The 16,943-nt window shown below is 67.0% G+C and carries 16 protein-coding genes; 5 read left to right on the top strand and 11 right to left on the bottom strand.

Features of this window, described 5'->3' with window-relative positions; translation table 11 throughout:
- Positions 1–161: 161 nt before the first annotated feature.
- Both EV283_RS05395 and EV283_RS05400 read right to left on the bottom strand, forming a co-directional pair.
- Positions 162–1,181, bottom strand: coding sequence for a nitronate monooxygenase (locus EV283_RS05395; protein ID WP_130323257.1), 1,020 nt, complete (start codon positions 1,179–1,181; stop codon positions 162–164).
- Positions 1,182–1,379: 198 nt separating this feature from the next.
- Complete coding sequence (locus EV283_RS05400) at positions 1,380–2,633, bottom strand: aspartate kinase (protein WP_130323259.1); 1,254 nt, start codon at positions 2,631–2,633, stop codon at positions 1,380–1,382.
- 52 nt (positions 2,634–2,685) lie between these two features.
- Between EV283_RS05400 and ubiG the strand changes: the two genes are divergently transcribed.
- Together ubiG and EV283_RS05410 are read left to right on the top strand one after the other, a co-directional pair.
- The gene (gene ubiG / locus EV283_RS05405) at positions 2,686–3,426 is read left to right on the top strand and encodes a bifunctional 2-polyprenyl-6-hydroxyphenol methylase/3-demethylubiquinol 3-O-methyltransferase UbiG (RefSeq protein WP_130323261.1); all 741 of its coding nucleotides are present in this window, start codon (positions 2,686–2,688) and stop codon (positions 3,424–3,426) included.
- A 149-nt stretch (positions 3,427–3,575) separates the two neighbouring features.
- Positions 3,576–5,087 (top strand): glycosyltransferase family 39 protein, encoded by a 1,512-nt coding sequence (locus EV283_RS05410; RefSeq protein WP_242615791.1) that lies wholly within the window; start codon positions 3,576–3,578, stop codon positions 5,085–5,087.
- On the opposite strand, the gene EV283_RS05415 is transcribed toward EV283_RS05410, so the two are convergent.
- The 3 genes from EV283_RS05415 to EV283_RS05425 are packed head-to-tail and all read right to left on the bottom strand — an operon-like array spanning position 5,029 to position 7,663.
- The gene (locus EV283_RS05415) at positions 5,029–6,213 is read right to left on the bottom strand and encodes a glycosyltransferase (RefSeq protein ID WP_130323263.1); all 1,185 of its coding nucleotides are present in this window, start codon (positions 6,211–6,213) and stop codon (positions 5,029–5,031) included. The genes EV283_RS05410 and EV283_RS05415 overlap by 59 nt on opposite strands.
- Entirely contained in the window at positions 6,213–6,743 is a 531-nt protein-coding gene (locus tag EV283_RS05420; protein WP_130323265.1) for a DUF2141 domain-containing protein, read from the bottom strand. The genes EV283_RS05415 and EV283_RS05420 overlap by 1 nt, the downstream gene beginning before the upstream one ends.
- Positions 6,740–7,663 (bottom strand): hypothetical protein, encoded by a 924-nt coding sequence (locus EV283_RS05425; RefSeq protein WP_107956554.1) that lies wholly within the window; start codon positions 7,661–7,663, stop codon positions 6,740–6,742. Before EV283_RS05425 ends, EV283_RS05420 begins: the two co-directional genes overlap by 4 nt.
- A 159-nt stretch (positions 7,664–7,822) precedes the next feature.
- Here EV283_RS05425 and EV283_RS05430 point away from each other — a divergent pair, with 159 nt between their 5' ends.
- On the top strand, positions 7,823–8,887 hold the full coding sequence (locus EV283_RS05430; protein ID WP_130323267.1) for a glycosyltransferase: 1,065 nt from the start codon (positions 7,823–7,825) through the stop codon (positions 8,885–8,887).
- Here the strand turns inward: EV283_RS05430 and EV283_RS05435 are convergent.
- From EV283_RS05435 to pyrE, 5 genes are all read right to left on the bottom strand, one after another.
- Complete coding sequence (locus EV283_RS05435; protein ID WP_130323269.1) at positions 8,877–9,938, bottom strand: AI-2E family transporter; 1,062 nt, start codon at positions 9,936–9,938, stop codon at positions 8,877–8,879. The two genes, EV283_RS05430 and EV283_RS05435, sit on opposite strands and share 11 nt — an antisense overlap.
- Position 9,939: 1 nt before the next feature.
- On the bottom strand, positions 9,940–10,923 hold the full coding sequence (gene lepB / locus EV283_RS05440) for a signal peptidase I (RefSeq protein ID WP_130323271.1): 984 nt from the start codon (positions 10,921–10,923) through the stop codon (positions 9,940–9,942).
- Positions 10,920–11,345 carry a holo-ACP synthase gene (gene acpS / locus EV283_RS05445; protein WP_130323273.1) on the bottom strand — a complete coding sequence of 142 codons (426 nt, stop codon included), beginning with the start codon at positions 11,343–11,345 and terminating at the stop codon, positions 10,920–10,922. Before acpS ends, lepB begins: the two co-directional genes overlap by 4 nt.
- A gap of 135 nt (positions 11,346–11,480) precedes the next feature.
- Positions 11,481–12,221 carry a pyridoxine 5'-phosphate synthase gene (locus EV283_RS05450; protein WP_130323275.1) on the bottom strand — a complete coding sequence of 247 codons (741 nt, stop codon included), beginning with the start codon at positions 12,219–12,221 and terminating at the stop codon, positions 11,481–11,483.
- Positions 12,218–12,802 carry an orotate phosphoribosyltransferase gene (gene pyrE, locus EV283_RS05455; protein WP_130323277.1) on the bottom strand — a complete coding sequence of 195 codons (585 nt, stop codon included), beginning with the start codon at positions 12,800–12,802 and terminating at the stop codon, positions 12,218–12,220. Before pyrE ends, EV283_RS05450 begins: the two co-directional genes overlap by 4 nt.
- 345 nt (positions 12,803–13,147) lie before the next feature.
- Here pyrE and coxB point away from each other — a divergent pair, with 345 nt between their 5' ends.
- A complete protein-coding gene (gene coxB / locus EV283_RS05460) occupies positions 13,148–14,299 on the top strand; it encodes a cytochrome c oxidase subunit II (RefSeq protein WP_242615792.1) in 1,152 nt (383 codons plus the stop codon).
- A 1-nt stretch (position 14,300) separates the two neighbouring features.
- Entirely contained in the window at positions 14,301–15,965 is a 1,665-nt protein-coding gene (gene ctaD, locus EV283_RS05465; protein WP_130323279.1) for a cytochrome c oxidase subunit I, read from the top strand.
- Positions 15,966–16,112: 147 nt separating this feature from the next.
- Here the strand turns inward: ctaD and EV283_RS05470 are convergent, their stop codons facing one another.
- Complete coding sequence (locus EV283_RS05470) at positions 16,113–16,814, bottom strand: hypothetical protein (RefSeq protein WP_130323281.1); 702 nt, start codon at positions 16,812–16,814, stop codon at positions 16,113–16,115.
- Positions 16,815–16,943 lie beyond the last annotated feature (129 nt).

A 16,943-nucleotide genomic window follows, 5' to 3' on the forward strand; every position in this document is an offset into this window, starting at 1 on the left:
CGGCGGAGGCCGGGGCCCAATTGGAGAGGTTGCGGTAACGAAGCGCGACTTCCTTCAGTGACGTCCCCCAATTGGACCCCGGCCTTCGCCGGGGTGGTAGTGGAGGGGCATGGCCGCGTGATGATCTTCTAATCCTCCCCCGCCAGAAGGAGGATCGGTAGTCAGACCGCGCGCGCTTCCAGCGCCGACGCGGCCTGCGCCATCAGTCCAGCGATAATATCCGCGACCGGCTCCTCGCGCTTGACCATGCCGACCGACTGGCCCGCCATCACCGAGCCATGCTCGACATCGCCGTCGATCACTGCGCGGCGCAGCGCGCCTGCCCAGTAATGCTCGATCTGCAACTGCGCCTCGGCCATTTCCACGCGGCCGCCGTCGAGATGCCCGGCAACCTCACGCTGCTTGGCGGTGAACAGCTCGCTCGACGCATTCTTCAGCGCGCGAACCGGGATCACCGGAAGCCGCGCATCGATCTGCACGCTGGCGATCGCATCGCGTGCCGACGCGCGGATGAACGCCTTCTTGAAATTGGCATGCGCGATCGATTCGGTCGCGCACACGAACAACGTGCCGAGCTGGACGCCCGCCGCGCCCATGTCGAGATAGCCCGCAATCGCTTCGCCGCGGCCGATCCCGCCCGCGACGAACACCGGCACCTGATCGGCGATCTCGGGCAGCATTTCCTGCGCGAGCACGCTGGTCGAGACCGGGCCGATATGGCCGCCGGCTTCCATGCCCTCGATCACCAGCGCGTCGACGCCGCTGCGGATCAGCTTCTTGGCGAGCGCCAGCGCGGGCGAGAACGCGATCAGTTTCGCGCCGGTTTCCTTGATCGCCTCGATGCTGCCCTTGGGCGGCAGGCCACCGGCGAGCACGACATGGCCGACCTTGTGCTTGGCGCACACCGCGATCAGCTCGAACAGATCGGGGTGCATCGTGATCAGGTTCACGCCGAACGGCTTGTCCGTTAGCGCCTTGGTCGCCGCGATCTCGGTATCGAGCAGCGCGGGCGTCATCGCGCCGCACGCGATCACGCCAAACCCGCCGGCGTTCGAGATCGCCGAGACGAGATGCCGCTCGGACACCCACGACATCGCACCGCCGAGGATGGCGACCTCGGACCCGAGGAATTCCGCGCCGCGCGCCATCCGGCGTTGGAGCCGCTCAGTACCGATCGTCATGCATCCATCCCTATCGTCGCAGCTCTGCCGGTGTTCGTATATCTGCCGGTCTTTGCAAACCTGTCGGTCATCCCAACCACATTCGTCATCCCAGCGAAAGCTGGGATCTCCCGGTGATACCGCGCGCCCTTGCCGCAGGAGACCCCAGCTTCCGCTGGGGTGACGGGGCGGGGTAAGCGGGGGTGACGGCGTCAGGCTTCAAGCCGCATCCTCGGCGTCGAGACCGTACGCGGTGTGCAGCACGCGCACTGCGAGTTCGGTGTAATCCTCTTCGATCAGCACGCTGACCTTGATTTCCGACGTCGCGATCGCCTGGATGTTGATCCCGCGTTCGCCGAGCGTCGTGAACATCGTCGAGGCGACACCCGCATGGCTGCGCATGCCGACGCCGACCACCGAGACCTTGGCAACGCGCGTGTCGTGGACGATCGTCGCATAGCCGATCGCGTCCTTCGCCTTGTCGAGGATATCGAGCGAGCGCGCGAGGTCCGCGGCGGGCACGGTGAAGGTGACGTCGGTCGAGCCGGTCGAATGCGCCACGTTCTGGACGATCATGTCGACGTTGATCCCGCCGTCCGCGAGCGGCGCGAAGATCGCCGCGACCGAGCCGGGGCGATCGCTGACCTGGGTCAGTGTGATCTTCGCCTCGTTCTTGTCGTGCGCGATGCCGGTGATGAGCTGGCGTTCCATATCGTCGATTTCCTCTTCGCCCACGATCAACGTGCCGCGGTGACCGTCATTGGTGTCGCCGTCTTCGAAGGAAGACAGCACGCGCACGCGCACATTCTCTTTCATCGCCAGGCCAACAGACCGGGTCTGCAGCACCTTGGCACCGACGCTGGCGAGTTCCAGCATCTCTTCATACGTCACCTTGCCGAGCTTGCGCGCGCGAGGGACGATCCGGGGATCCGTCGTGTAGACGCCATCGACGTCGGTATAGATGTCGCAGCGATCCGCCTTCATCGCCGCCGCCATCGCGACCGCCGACGTATCCGACCCGCCGCGACCGAGCGTGGTAACGCGCTGGCCGTCCGCAACGCCCTGGAACCCAGGAATGACCGCGACGACACCGTCTGCAAGGCTCGCATCGAGTGCGACCGTGTCGATCTCGCCGATCCGCGCCGAGCCATGCGCGTCCGAGGTGTTGATCGGCAGCTGCCAGCCGAGCCACGACCGCGCCTTGCAGCCGGCGGCCTGCAAAGCGATCGCGAGCAGCCCGCTCGTGATTTGCTCGCCGGCCGAGACGACGACGTCATATTCCTTCGCATCGTACAGCGACGACGCCTCGCGGCAGAAGCCGACCAGCCGGTCGGTCTCGCCCGCCATCGCCGAGACGACGACCGCGACCTGGTTGCCCGCATCGACTTCGCGCTTCACGCGCGCGGCGACGTTGCGGATACGCTCGATCCCGGCCATCGACGTGCCGCCGAATTTCATCACGATACGGGCCATGAACTGCGCAAATCCCTTTGGGTCGAAGCGGCGGCCCTGATAGGTAGCGCGCATGATACTGGCAAGTGACACCGTAAACGGCGCAACAATCGATCCGCGCGAGGCCGCGCATTTCGGCACGATGGCAAAGGACTGGTGGGACCCCAAGGGCTCGTCCGCGCCGCTCCACAAGCTGAACCCGCCGCGGCTGCGCTATATCCGCGAGCAGGTCGACGCGCATTGGGGTGGCGACGGGTCGAGCTTCACGCCGTTGGCGGGCAAGACCGCGCTCGACGTCGGCTGCGGCGCCGGATTGCTCTGCGAACCGCTCGCCCGGCTCGGCGCGGCGGTGACGGGGATTGACGCCGCGCCCGAGAATATCGGGGTGGCGGAAATTCATGCAGCGCAGAGCGGTCTGGCGATCGACTATCGCGCGGGCGGCGTCGAAGGGCTCGTCGGCCAGTTCGATCTCGTCACCAGCCTCGAGGTGATCGAGCATGTCAGCGACCCTGCCGGCTTCGTCCATGGTCTCGCGCGCGTGCTGGCGGACGGCGGCCTGCTGATCCTGTCGACGCCCAACCGCACGCCGTTGTCGCGGCTCGCGATGATCACGCTGGCGGAGGGCACCGGCACGATTCCCAAGGGCACGCACGACTGGAACAAGTTTCTGACGCCCGAGGAACTGACCGCGTTGCTGAAGGACGCGGGGCTCCGCGTGACGGACACACGCGGGCTGAGCTTCTCGCCGGCGACCGGGTTCGCGCTGAGCGATTCGACCAGCCTCGATTACTTCCTGACCGCCGTAAAAGCCTGACTCGTGCCCCACATGCCGCCCCCCCGACTTTCGCCACCACCCCGGCGAAGGCCGGGGCCCAATTGGGAAGGCCCTGGTAACGAAGCGACGTCCCTAATCATGACCGTCCCCCAATTGGGCCCCGGCCTCCGCCGGGGTGGGACTGAGTGATGGAGCCCCCCCCTCCCCAAGCATGTTCACCTGCGAAGGCGGGTGCCCAGCCTGGACACCCGCTTTCGCGGGCGAACACCCTTCCGCTACTCGCAGCGCTGGCGATCCTGTTCGTCACCCTCGCCCTCCTCCGCCCGGTCGACCATGACGAGAGCCAATATGTCGCCGCCACGCTGCTGACCGCGCACGGCTTCATCCCCTATCGCGACTTCGCCTACCTCCAGACGCCGCTCCAGCCCTATCTCTTGGCCCCCCTCGCGCTGCTCGCCGGCGCGTGGACCTGGCCGGCGCTCCGCATCGCCAATGCGCTGCTGGGGCTCGCCACGATCGCCGCAGTCCACCGCGCCGCGCAAATCGGCGGCGCCGGCCCCCGCGCCGCCGCCATCGCAGCCGGGCTGTTCGCCACCTGCGACATCCTGCTCTTCAGCATCGGCACTGCGCGCAACGACGCGCTCCCCGCCGCCTGCCTCACGCTCGCGCTCCCCGCCATCGTCAGAACCGCACGCGAGCAAGCGCGCCGCCGCGACGCGCTCGTGATCGGCGCACTGCTCGCCGCTGCCGCCGCCGCCAAGATCTCCTATGCGCTGCCCGCGCTCGCCTACGGCCTCTGGACTCTGTTCCGCGCCGACCGCCGCCCCTGGTGGACGCTGCTCGGCGCGCTCCCCTTCGCGGCACTCACAGGCGCGTTGTTCCTCCAGGCCCCCGAAGCCTTCCTGTTCGGCGTGCTCGGCTTTCCAGGTCAGGCGCCGACCGAATGGTATCAGGCGCGCCCCTGGAAGCTGTCGACCGCGGCAAAGCTCATCGACACGCTCAAGTTCCTCGCGCTCGGCCCCGCCCTGCTGGCGATCGTCGCCACCACGGGCAGGCGCCACCGCGGGCACCTGATTTTCGACCTGCTGATCCTCGCCGGCCTGATCGCAGCGCTCACACCGGTGCCGACATGGCGCCAATATCTGCTGCCGATGTTGCCCGCCCTGTTCGTGCGCCTGGCGCTGGTCTGGCACGCGCACCCGCCCGGCAAGGCAATGCAAATCGCCGTAATCGTCTTCGCCTGCGCCGGCCTCGCCCCGACCGTCGAGGCCGTGGCGAACGGCGGCGTCCCGATGCGCGACGCGCTGCGGACCGCCACCGCGGTGCGCGCGACGCTGGACCGCGCGCACGTCACCGGCCGGGTGGCAACGCTCTCCCCACAATTCCTCCCCGGAATGGCGATCGACCCGCGCTTCGCCCCCGGCCCCTTTTATTTTCGCAGTACGGCGCTGCTCGATGCCCGGCAGGAACGCCGACTCCACCTCGTCTCGCACGCGCGACTCGGTCTTCTCGGCGATCCGCGCGCGATCCTGACCGGCGGCGAAGGCGCGTGGAGCAGCGGCGACGACCGGATCGACGCGCTGCTCGCCGCCTATGCGATCCGCCGCGGATACCAAGCACTACCGGTACCCGGCACCCGCTTCACGCTGTACGTCGCACGCCCTGCTTCGCCGCGACCAGTCCCGCATAATAGTCCATGAGCTCGACCGCATGCTCGCGGTCGCTGCGGACATGCCGCGCCGCCACCGCCGCCGCGCGCTGCAGCAAAATGCGATCGCGCGCGAACAAACGGCCGATTGCCGCCGCCGCGCTCTCAGCATCGCGCGCCGCGTACAGCTCGCTGGCATGGCGGTCCGCCACCTCCGCGCACCCGCCCGTATCGGGCACGATCAGCGGCAGCCCCGACGCCATCGCCTCCGACGCGACCAGTCCGAACGGTTCGGCTTCCGATCCATGGATCAGCGCATCGCAACTCGCCATGATCCGCGCGAGCCGCTCGCGATCATAGACCGGCGCGAACATCCGGATATGCGGCGATCCGCCGATCCGCCGCGCGATCGCCTTGCTCTGCGCGCCCGTCCCGATCAGCACCAGTCCGACCGGCAGAGTCGCCCCCGCCCGCGCGACCGCATCGACCACCAGCGGCCAGCGCTTCTCGCCGTGATGCCGCCCGAGCCCGAGCAACAGCATCCCCTCCTCGGGCAACCCGCATTGCCGCAGCAGCGCCGCGCGCAACCGCGTGTCGCGCAGCTCGGGCGAGAAATGCCCGCGCTCGATCCCCAGCGGCATCGCCGCGTCGATCCTCACGCCGCGCGCGCGCAATCGCTTCTCGAGCGCCGGGCCGTTGGTTACGACGACATCATATTTCTCGAGGAAGCGGCTCATGTACCGGCTGTACCAACCGAACCCGCGCTCGATCTGGTCGTGGCTCGCCACACCCGCGAACCAGCGCTGCGCATAGGCCGCGATATTGTCGTTGTGCATGAAGAAGGACTTTACAGCGCGCCCCTGCCAGTCGCCGACGAACCACGCCGGCCGCCACGGCGAGCAGCACTCGACCACGTCGGGATCGAGATCGTCGAGAACGCGGTGGATCGCGCGCTCGTCCCAGAACAAACCGTAATTGCGATCGAACGGCATTCCCGGCGATTTGAGATACAGGATCCGCCCGCCGCCCGGCCGCTCCTCGACGCGGTGCTCCCTGCCCGGCGCGACGACGATCAGTTCATGGCCCATATCCGCCATGATCCCCATCTTCCGGTCAACATAGGTCCGCACGCCGCCCCCGGTCGGCGAGTAGAACTCGTTGACATCGACGATCCGCATCAGTGCGGTCCGATCGGTCCAAAGCCGCCGAGCCCGCGCAGATACTGCGCAGTGATCCGCACGGTCGTCACCCCCGCGCCGACCTCGACCAGCGCCTGCTCCACCTTGGGCCGCGACCGGCCGAGCTTCACGTTGCTCGCAAACCCGGCGCCGTCGGTCCAGAAACTGAACTTGTTCTTCCCGTCGCGATTATGCGTCAGCAACAGGGCATAGCGGCCCGGCCGCGGTGCCCGGATGCACATCGTCATCGACCCTGTCGCCGGCGTCGGCACGACCACCCGGCGAAACGTCTTGCCCGCTGCGATCAGCACGCGGTCGCCCTTCAGGAAATCCGCTTCGTTGCCGGGATAGAGTTCGAGCTTCAGTTCGCCGGTGCGATCCTTCAGCCCGGTGATCTCGACCGCGATCGCCGGGCCCCCGTCCATGGCGGCGCCGGGCCGGCACGCGGCCGCGTCGCTGCCGAGCACCTGCGCCCCGGCCGATCCCGAAAGCCCGACGATCGCGGCCAGCGCAACACACCCGCGGATCATGCGCGCAACCGCGTCAGCGCGGCATGGATGCCGAACAGGATGATCAGCGCGACATGCACCACCAACGTCAGCGCGGCGGTGAACGCGATCAGCTCCGACAACGCCTGATCCTGCCCGATCAGCAAAATCGCGGCGTTGGCGAACAGCAGGTCCTTGTTGGGCACCAGCGGCAGCCGCGACACGAGCAATCGCCCGGCGGCGAGGAACAGCCACATCCCCACCGGCACGCCCGGCAGCGCGAAATGCCATGCAAACGCGATCAGCACCGATCCGCACAGCAGCCGGATGCAGTGGATCCCGAACACCCACCACAGCTTGGCGCGCGGCAGCGAGAACACGCGGCGCGAGAAGATCAGGAACGGCAGCGAGATCGCCAGCGTCACCGCCGCCGAGCCGAGCACCGTCCGGAACTGGTCGTGCGTCAGCAGATGCCGGCCGAGCGGCAGCGCGATCGCCACCAGCAGAAGCGTGATCGCGTTCCCCGCGATCGCCGACAGGATCGTGACGTCCTTCACCGCGCCGAACGGCGATGCCACCATCCGCGCCTTGGCCCGCGCCCAGGCATAGAAATACGCGTCGCCCGAATAACCGAACACGACTTCGTTCGCGATCCGCTTCTTGATCAGCGCGACGAGGCCGCCAAGCGGGATGCCCCACAACCGGCGAAAGATCACATAGTCACCGGTCGGCGGCGACATGTAGAGCAACCCGAAGCACAGATAAAAACGCGGATCCTGCGGGACCGAGCGCGACAGCCCGGCCAGCCCATGCCCGAGCAGTTCGCGGCCCAGCCCGACGATCATCGCCACCGTCAGCACCGCACCGATGATCGCGGGCCAACGGCTGCCCAGCGTCTTGAGCGGCTCGAGCCCGACGCGCGCGATCTCCGCATAGCCCTCGGGCTCGCTTGTCTTCGCCATGCGCGTACTCACTCGTCGTTCCTCAAGCCATTGCCCTTAAAGCCGTTTCGACGCTGGCGGTCGGACATAATAGCCGCCCGGCAACACAGGTGCACGCAAAGTCGGTTTCAATCGGTCGCGATCTCCGCTTTATCCATCGCGCATTATGATGACCGCGATATGTCAGCCCTGATCGGATCGCCGACCGCACGGCACATCATGACCTATGCGGAGGATCTGCGCGGTGGCGGCGTCGAACGTGCGCAACTGCGCCTCGCGCGCGGCTGGCTGGCGGCGGGGCGTCGCGTGACGCTGGCGATCGAGACGATCGACGGGCCCCTGGCGGCCGAACTCCCCGACGGGCTGGAGATCGTCACGCCCTCGCGGTTGCTTGCGCTGCCCGGTGTCGTACGGCGTCTCGCGCCCGACGTCATCTTCTGCCCCGGCAATTTCTATACCGGGATCGCCGCATGGACCCGGCTGCGGCTCGGGCGACATTGCCCGCCGATCGTCGCCAAGATGTCCAACGCGCCCGCGCGCGCCGATCACGGCCGGGTGATGCACGCCGCGCACCAGCTCTGGCTCGCGGGTCACGGGCGCTTCCTCGATCACCTCGTCGCGATGACCCCGGCCACGGCGGACGAGGCCGCGCGCGCGACGCACATGGTCGGGCGGACCAGCGTCATCCCGAACCCGCCGGCGGTGCCGATCCCCGCCGCGCTGCCCGATCTCCCGCCGCGCTACATTCTCGGCGTCGGCCGGCTCGAACCGCAAAAGCGCTGGGACCGGCTGATCGCCGCGCTGCCGCTGCTGGCGGACCGGACTGTGCCGCTCGTCATCCTCGGCGAAGGGGGGATGCGCAGCGCGATCGAGGCGCAGATCCGCGCGCTCGATCTGCCGGACCGCGTCCTGCTGCTCGGCCATAGCGGCGATCCGCTGCCGGTCATGGCGCGCGCGCACGTGCTGGCGCTGACGTCGGAGTATGAAGGTGCGCCCGGCGTACTGCGCGAGGCGCTGTCGGTCGGAACGCCCGTCGTCTCGACCGACTCCAGCACCGCGGTGGCGGAAATCATCGACCGCTCCGATCGGGGGACGATCGTCGCGCGGGACGATGCCGCGGGTCTGGTCGCGGCGTTGGATACCTGGCTCAGCCCTACCGCGCAGCGACCAGACCCGGTCCCGCAACCGGGAGCGGACTCTGCCGACCGCTACCTCGCGCTGTTCGATCAGCTCGTCAGGCGGTAGCCTCGGCCTTCTCTTCCTCCCGCTCCGATCGGCGCTCGAGCGCAGTCTTGATCATCGCGGTCATCGGGTCGGCCAGCGCCAGCCCCAATATCCCGAACAGCGCGCTCGCCAGGATCTGCGCGCCAAGCGTCAGGGCCGGCGGCAGGTCGACGGTGCGCTTGGCCACCATCGGCACGATCACATAGCCGTCGATCGTCTGGACGATCAAATACGTGCCGATCGCCCAGTATCCCGTGTCGACGCCCGCGCTGAACCCGACCGCGACCATCAGCACGCCCGTCACGATCGCGCCGACATTGGGAATGAACGCCAGGATACCGGCAATGATGCCGAGCAACATCGCCATCGGCACGCCGCCGATCGCGAGCGCGATCCCGCTCGCGACACCCTCGACCGCCATGCCGAGCAGGCGCCCGGCAAGCAGCCGCCGCAACGTCTCGCCCATCTTGACCAGCGTCCTGGCGAATTCGGCGCGCAGGTCGACCGGCACCATCCACTGCAGCCCGCGCGAATAGGTGCCCGGATCCATCGCGATGAACAGCCCCAGGATCAGGATCATGAACATGCTCGTGATCGCACCGATCGCGGTGCCGACCCATGACGTCACGCGCCCGACCGAGCCGAGCGCCTCCTTGACGATCCCGTTGACGTCCGATGCGCCCGGCATCAGCCCCTGCGACGTCAGATAGCCGGTGAAGCGGTTCGCCTGCATCTCCAGCGTCGAGCGCAGCTGCGTCACCTGTTCGGTCACCTGCACGCCGGTCAGGATGAATGTGCCCACAAGGAACGCGAACGTCAGCACCACGACGATCAGCAACCGCCACCCGCGTCCGATCGGCAGCACCCGCCCGAGCAGCCGCACACCGCCATCGAGCAGGGCCGCGAAAACCACGCCCGCAAAGATGATCAGCAACGGCTGCACCAGCACGATCAACAGCGCAATCCCGCAGGCGAGCCCGAGCCAGATCATCGCGCGTTTAAGCTCCTTGCGCAGGAACGGATCGCGCATCTCGACCGGGCTCAGCGCGTCGACGGTCTCGGTCTCGGCCATCTCAGTTCGCCTTGGCAGGATGCAGCGAGGTGCCGGCACGATCCGAGCGCAACGATCCCCACCAGGTCAGCGGATTGAAGGTCGCGTCGCCGTCGAGGCTGAAGGTGATGAACTCCGCACGGCCGCCGAGATTCTCGTACGGCACCGGCCCACCCAGCCCGAGCTGGCTCAGCGCGAACCGGCTGTCGGCGGAGCGATCGCGATTGTCGCCCATCAGGAAGACGTGGTTCGCCGGGATCGTCACTTCCGCGAAATTGTCGCCCTGGCTGTCGGATTCGAGATCGATCGTCTCGTAGCGGCGGCCGTTGGGCAGCGTCTCGGTATAGGTCGGCAGGCGGCACATCTGGCGGCCATCGGGCAGCGTCTCGCGCGCGCCGGGATAGTCGATCTCGCTGCACGGGCTGTTGGTGTCGACCGGGATCAGCGTGTCGTGGAGGGGCCCACGCTTCACCGCGACGCCGTTGAGGAACACGATTCCGCCACGCACCGCGAGCTTGTCGCCGGGCAGGCCGATCACGCGCTTGATATAGTCGTTATGCGTCCCCGGCGGCGTCACGATCACCACGTCGCCGCGCGTCGGCAGCGATCCGAACAGGCGGCCATGCATGAACGGCAGCGACACGCTCCAGCTGTCTTCCTGCTGGCGCAGCACGACGCCCTTGAAGATCGCGACCGGGTTCGGGATCGTCGGCGACACGAACGACCAGCCATAGGTGAACTTGGTCACCACCAGCCGGTCGCCGATCCGAAGCCCCGGCAGCATCGATTCGCTCGGGATGTAGAAGGGTTTGGCGATGAAGCTGTGGAAGCCGAGCACGACCAGGATCAGCCAGAAGATCCCCTTCACCTCGCCCCACCAGTCGGTGCCGCGACGGCGGGGTGTGTCCGGTGCGGTGGCCGTCGGAGCGACGGTGTCACCCGTCGCCGTCTGCTGCGCGAGGGGCTTGTCTGGGAACTCGTTGCCGTCCAACGCCGCGTCCTTCATCGATTCATATCTACTTGAGATATCAGAGGTATAGCTTCGATGATCACAAAGGCCTGCGCCCAGGGGTAATCATCCGTCATCGTCAGATGCACGCGTGCGGCGTGGCCTTCGGGGGTCAGCGCGTCAAGCCTCGCTTTGGCGCCCCCGGTTAGCGCCAGCGTCGGCGCGCCGCTCGCTGCGTTGACCACGCCGATGTCGCGCATGAACACGCCCGCGCGAAACCCGGTCCCGACCGCCTTCGAAAACGCTTCCTTCGCCGCGAACCGCTTGGCGAGCGTCCCGGCCTTGGTGAACGGCCGCCGCGCCGCCTTCGCGCGCTCGACATCGGTAAACACCCGCTGCTCGAACCGCTCGCCGAACCGCTGCAGCGACGCCGTGATCCGCTCGATATTACACAGGTCGGAACCGAGCCCGATAATCACGAAATCCTCCCCGGCACGGGGAGGGGGACCGCGACGCGAAGCGGCGGGGTGGAGGGGGGGCTCCACGAACGATACGCCCGCAGTGGGCCCCCTCCCCCATGCTGCGCATGGTCCCCCTCCCCGTTCCGGGGAGGACTACCGCGCCGCATCCATAGCCTCGCGCATCAGCCGAACCGCCTCGCCGAGCCCGACGAACAGCGCCTCACCCACCAGGAAATGCCCGATATTCAACTCGCGAACCTGACGGATCGCCGCGATCGGCGCGACATTGTCGTAGGTGAGCCCGTGCCCCGCATGCACCTCGATGCCGTTCTTCGCCGCCAGCGCCGCCGCGTCGGTCAGCCGCCGCAGCTCCGCCGTCCGCGACTCGCCCGACAGTTCGGCGTATAAGCCGGTGTGCAGTTCGACCACCGGCACCTTGAGCCGCACCGCCGCCTCGATCTGGCGCGCATCGGGCTCGATGAAGAGCGACACGCGGATGCCCGCCCCCGCCAGCGCGTCGACCAGCCGCGCCATCCGATCATAATGCCCAGCGACGTCGAGCCCGCCCTCGGTCGTCAACTCCTCGCGCTTTTCGGGCACGATGCACGCCGCGTGCGGCTTGTGACGCAGCGCGATGCCGAGCATCTCGTCGGTCGCCGCCATCTCGAGGTTGAGCGGGATCGCCAGCTCGGCCGACAACCGCGCGATGTCGTCGTCGGTGATGTGCCGGCGATCCTCGCGCAGATGCGCGGTAATTCCGTCCGCCCCCGCCGCCGCCGCGACCAGCGCCGCGCGCACCGGATCGGGATACCCCGCCCCGCGCGCATTGCGCACCGTGGCGACGTGATCGATGTTCACGCCCAGGCGGAGATGCTCGGTGCCGAGGGGGCTCATGCCGCCGCCCTGCTGCCCGGCTTGATCGCCGGGATCGCCGCGAGCTCGGCGGGCAAGGCATCCGCCGGATAGGTCGGCACATCGAGCCGGATCAGCGGGAAGAACGGCACGCCCAGATCCGCCGTTCCGTTCGAGCGATCGACCAAAGCCGCCGCCGCGACCGTCACGCCACCCGCGCGACCGATCGCGGCGATCGCCTCGCGCGACGACAGCCCGGTGGTGACGACGTCCTCCATCATTAGCACCTTCTGCCCCGGCGCGAGACGGAACCCGCGGCGCAGTTCGAACACGCCGTCGGGCCGCTCGAGGAACATCGCCTCGACGCCCAGCGCGCGCGCCATCTCATGCCCCGCGATCACGCCGCCCATCGCCGGCGATACCACCGCGCCGATCTGCGATCGCAGCGCGTCCGGGATCGACGCCACCAGTGCCTCGGACAGCCGCGCGCCGCGCGCGGGATCCATCAAAACCCGCGCGCATTGCAGGTAGCGCGAACTGCGCAGCCCCGAGGACAGGATGAAATGCCCTTCCAGCAACGCTTCGGCAGCGCGGAATTCGGCGAGCACGTCGTCTTCGGTCATCGCGGGTCATCGCTCCAAAAGGTCTGCGCGCGCTGATACGAGCGCGCGAAACCGCACGCAACGACTACCGACGCTTCGGGCATCACACGTCACCCCACCCGGCGTGCTGACGAAAGTCAGATCCAGGGCCAAGTATGGTGCGCTCGGTACCCTTGGGTCCTGACTTTCGTCAGGATGACGGCGGGTTGCAGGACGATGGTTGGAGACAAAGCTTGAGGCAAGCGCCCCCGCTGGGTATAGCTCTTCCCAAATGATAAGCAGACATCCGCGCGTCCGGGATATCGGGTTCGCTATAAACCGGGGTCAAGAAAAACGATGCGCAAGATGGGGATGAGAGGATTTGCGATGGCAGCGGGGCTCGCACTGGCGAGTCTCGGTGGTGTCGCCGGGCATGCGGCCCAGCCTGCAAGCACACCGACTGCTACACCAGCACCTCAGGCCGCCGCGGCACCTGGCGGTGTCTCGAACACCGCACCGACGACCGCCGCCGCGACGCCCACCGCCAACCCATCCAGCCCCGAGCTGGCGATGGATGGTGCGCCGGCGATGACGGTCAAGCCGATGATCGGCCAGCCGACCAACGGTCTGTACGGGCTTCAGCCTCAGGTCACCAAGAACGGCCAGTTCGCGCACTGGATGCACAATTCGATCCTGGTGCCGACGATCACGATCATCTCGCTGTTCGTCCTCGCACTGCTGTTCTGGGTGTCGTTCCGCTATCGCAAGGCGCGCAACCCGGTCGCGTCGAAGACCAGCCACAACACCGCGATCGAGATTCTCTGGACGCTCGCGCCGGTCGTAATCCTCGTCCTGATCGCAGTCCCCTCGATCGGGCTGCTCCAGGCGCAGTTCAAGCCGGCGCCGTCGGGTGCCGTCACGCTCAAGGCGATCGGCAATCAATGGTATTGGACCTACCAGTATCCGGACAATGGCGGCTTCGAGATCACCGCCAACATGCTGAAAGAAAAGGCTGACGTCGCCGCCGGCGAGCGTCCGCGCACCGATGCCGACGGCCCCAAGCTGCTCGCCACCGACAACCGCATCGTCCTCCCCGTCGGCGTGCCGATCCGCCTGATCACGACGTCGAACGACGTGATCCACAGCTGGGCGGTCCCGGCGTTCTGGATCAAGCTCGACGCGATCCCCGGCCGCCTGAACGAGACGAGCTTCACGATCGACAAGCCCGGCCTGTATTTCGGTCAGTGCTCGGAACTGTGCGGCGCGCGCCACGGCTATATGCCGATCGCGGTCGAGGCCGTTCCGCCTGCCGAATACGCTGCCTGGGTCCGTGCCAAGGGCGGCACGATGCCGACGCCCGGCAAGGCCTCCGACAAGGTGATCCCGCAGCCTGGCGCCGATGGCTCCGCGGCGAAGGTCGAGGAGGCCGCGGAAACCGCCAACGCCATCGGCCCTGTCGAGAACGTCACCACCGCAGCCCCCGCGACGACGCAGGGCGCCACCTCAAACCCGGCCGGCGCCGGCAACGCGGGACAGTAAGATGACCGACACCGCTCTCAACCCGTCGGCGTTCGTTTCGCACGACGCGCATGACCATCATCACGACACCGATCACAAGCCGGGCTTCTTCGCGCGGTGGTTCATGTCGACCAACCACAAGGACATCGGCACGCTCTACCTGATCTTCGCGATCGTCGCGGGGATCATAGGCGGCTCGGTCTCGGGGCTCATGCGCGCCGAGCTCGCGCATCCCGGCATCCAATATCTCCAGGGCTGGGCGACGATGCTTCATGGCGGCCCTGCCAGCCTCGATGAATCACTTCACCTCTGGAACGTGCTCATCACTGCGCACGGGCTGATCATGGTGTTCTTCATGGTCATGCCGGCGATGGTCGGTGGCTTCGGCAACTGGTTCGTGCCGATCATGATTGGTGCGCCCGACATGGCGTTCCCGCGCATGAACAACGTGTCGTTCTGGCTGCTGATCCCCGCCTTCACGCTGCTGCTCGCCTCGCCGTTCTTCGGCGGTGCGGGTAATGGCTGGACGCTCTACGCCCCGCTCTCGACGTACGGCGAGCCCGGGCCGTCGACCGACATGGCGATCCTCGCGCTCCATCTCGCGGGTGCCTCGTCGATCCTCGGTGCGATCAACTTCATCACCACGATCTTCAACATGCGCGCGCCGGGCATGACGCTGCACAAAATGCCGCTGTTCGTGTGGTCGATGCTCGTCACCGCGTTCCTGCTGCTGCTCGCGCTCCCGGTCCTCGCGGCCGCGATCACGATGCTGCTGACCGATCGCAACTTTGGCACGACGTTCTTCGATCCGGCCGGCGGCGGCGATCCCGTCCTCTACCAGCATCTGTTCTGGTTCTTCGGCCACCCCGAAGTCTACATCATGATCCTGCCGGGCTTCGGCATCGTCAGCCAGATCATCTCGACGTTCAGCCGCAAGCCCGTCTTCGGCTATCTCGGCATGGCCTATGCCATGGTCGCGATCGGCGTCGTCGGGTTCGTCGTGTGGGCGCACCACATGTTCACCACCGGCCTGTCGGTGAACACCAAGATGTACTTCACCGCCGCGACGATGGTCATCGCGGTGCCGACCGGCATCAAGATCTTCTCGTGGATCGCGACGATGTGGGGCGGCTCGCTCACCTTCAAGACGCCGATGGTGTGGTCGATCGGGTTCATCTTCATGTTCACCGTCGGCGGCGTGACCGGCGTCGTGCTCGCCAATGGCGGCATCGACGACTACATGCAGGACACGTACTATGTGGTGGCACATTTCCACTATGTGCTAAGCCTCGGCGCGGTGTTCTCGCTGTTCGCGGGCTTCTATTACTGGTTCCCGAAAATGTCGGGGAAGATGTACAACGAGTTCCTCGGCCAGCTGCACTTCTGGGTGTTCTTCATCGGCGTGAACGTGATGTTCTTCCCGATGCACTTCCTCGGCCTGCAGGGTATGCCGCGCCGCATCCCGGACTACACGCCGCAGTATGAGCATTGGAACACGGTCGCCTCGGTCGGCTACATGATCATGGCTGCGGGCATGGTGGTGTTCTTCGTCAACCTGATCTGGTCGATGATCGCGGGCAAGCCGGCGGGCGACAACCCGTGGGGCGACGGCGCGACGACGCTCGAGTGGACGATCTCCTCGCCGCCGCCATACCACCAGTTCGAGACGCTGCCGAAGATCGACTGAAGGCGGACAAGGGCCCTCAGGCCCCCGGCCGGCGCGGCAACGCCGCGTCCGACGACACGGGACTTGCTCCCGTGTCGGGGCCAGCCAAGACAAAGAACGCCTCGGGGAAACCCGGGGCGTTTTTCGTTCGAGTTCAGTTCTTCCCGCTTAACGTTTTGCGGTCTCGACGGCCCCACCGGGACCCAGTCCACCGCGGAACGCGCGGAACCCGCCCCACAATACTGCCAACGCGGTTACGAGCCCGCTCAACGCCTTCAGCCAGTTTGCCCCATCGGCAAACCATGAAAGCGAGTCGTCCATCAGGTCGTGAACCCAGTCGGGAAACCAGCGGATCGGCACGTCGACGATGATGTCCGGGTGGTGGATCGGCCGTGCCCGCACGAGCCTACCCTCCCCGTTTCGACGCAGCACCCAACCCTCGATCCGAAGTTTATGACGTAGCGCGCGTACCGGAACGATCGTCCACTGCCACAAGGCCTCCCCGGTCTCTTCGGCGTCAATCCTCACAGCGTCGGACGGTGCAATCTCGAATCCCTCACCATAGAACCGCGCCTCCATGATCCTTCCAAATCTGACGTTTTTGACCGGTACGGTTTTCGCGTCAGTCGAATCGACGAGATCGTTCGCCGCAGGGTCCTGCTCGCCAGCAACGACGGCGAAGCGAACAGTCCCAGCCTCCCCACGATACATCGACGTTGGAGCTGACAAACTAGCCGTGCCGACCACAGAGTCCGGCTGATCCCCATAGGCCTTACACGCGCCAATGGTCATTACGGTGCCCGCCAGCGCGCAATATCCGCTTTCATCGGCAGGGAGATTGACCCGCCCCGAGCGACCGATAGCCATCATGGCATTGGTCGAACGCCAATTGACATAGGACGCGTGTCGGCGGGTGATCCCAACCGCTCCACCTCCGCCCAAAGCGTATCCTCCTGACGTGCTAGGCGGCATAGGCGCTAGCGGCGGGTCCAGCGACAA

It is taken from the genome of Sphingomonas sp. BK036 (assembly GCF_004216825.1).
Taxonomy (GTDB): domain Bacteria; phylum Pseudomonadota; class Alphaproteobacteria; order Sphingomonadales; family Sphingomonadaceae; genus Sphingomonas.

What these genes read in the sequence shown, in the direction of transcription:
- EV283_RS05395 (WP_130323257.1), bottom strand. Translation starts at nt 1,181, where the DNA reads ATGACGATCGGTACTGAGCGGCTCCAACGCCGGATGGCGCGCGGCGCG.
- EV283_RS05400 (WP_130323259.1), bottom strand. Translation starts at nt 2,633, where the DNA reads ATGGCCCGTATCGTGATGAAATTCGGCGGCACGTCGATGGCCGGGATC.
- ubiG (WP_130323261.1), top strand. Translation starts at nt 2,686, where the DNA reads ATGATACTGGCAAGTGACACCGTAAACGGCGCAACAATCGATCCGCGC.
- EV283_RS05410 (WP_242615791.1), top strand. Translation starts at nt 3,576, where the DNA reads ATGGAGCCCCCCCCTCCCCAAGCATGTTCACCTGCGAAGGCGGGTGCC.
- EV283_RS05415 (WP_130323263.1), bottom strand. Translation starts at nt 6,213, where the DNA reads ATGCGGATCGTCGATGTCAACGAGTTCTACTCGCCGACCGGGGGCGGC.
- EV283_RS05420 (WP_130323265.1), bottom strand. Translation starts at nt 6,743, where the DNA reads ATGATCCGCGGGTGTGTTGCGCTGGCCGCGATCGTCGGGCTTTCGGGA.
- EV283_RS05425 (WP_107956554.1), bottom strand. Translation starts at nt 7,663, where the DNA reads ATGGCGAAGACAAGCGAGCCCGAGGGCTATGCGGAGATCGCGCGCGTC.
- EV283_RS05430 (WP_130323267.1), top strand. Translation starts at nt 7,823, where the DNA reads ATGTCAGCCCTGATCGGATCGCCGACCGCACGGCACATCATGACCTAT.
- EV283_RS05435 (WP_130323269.1), bottom strand. Translation starts at nt 9,938, where the DNA reads ATGGCCGAGACCGAGACCGTCGACGCGCTGAGCCCGGTCGAGATGCGC.
- lepB (WP_130323271.1), bottom strand. Translation starts at nt 10,923, where the DNA reads ATGAAGGACGCGGCGTTGGACGGCAACGAGTTCCCAGACAAGCCCCTC.
- EV283_RS05450 (WP_130323275.1), bottom strand. Translation starts at nt 12,221, where the DNA reads ATGAGCCCCCTCGGCACCGAGCATCTCCGCCTGGGCGTGAACATCGAT.
- pyrE (WP_130323277.1), bottom strand. Translation starts at nt 12,802, where the DNA reads ATGACCGAAGACGACGTGCTCGCCGAATTCCGCGCTGCCGAAGCGTTG.
- coxB (WP_242615792.1), top strand. Translation starts at nt 13,148, where the DNA reads ATGGCAGCGGGGCTCGCACTGGCGAGTCTCGGTGGTGTCGCCGGGCAT.
- ctaD (WP_130323279.1), top strand. Translation starts at nt 14,301, where the DNA reads ATGACCGACACCGCTCTCAACCCGTCGGCGTTCGTTTCGCACGACGCG.
- EV283_RS05470 (WP_130323281.1), bottom strand. Translation starts at nt 16,814, where the DNA reads ATGATGGCTATCGGTCGCTCGGGGCGGGTCAATCTCCCTGCCGATGAA.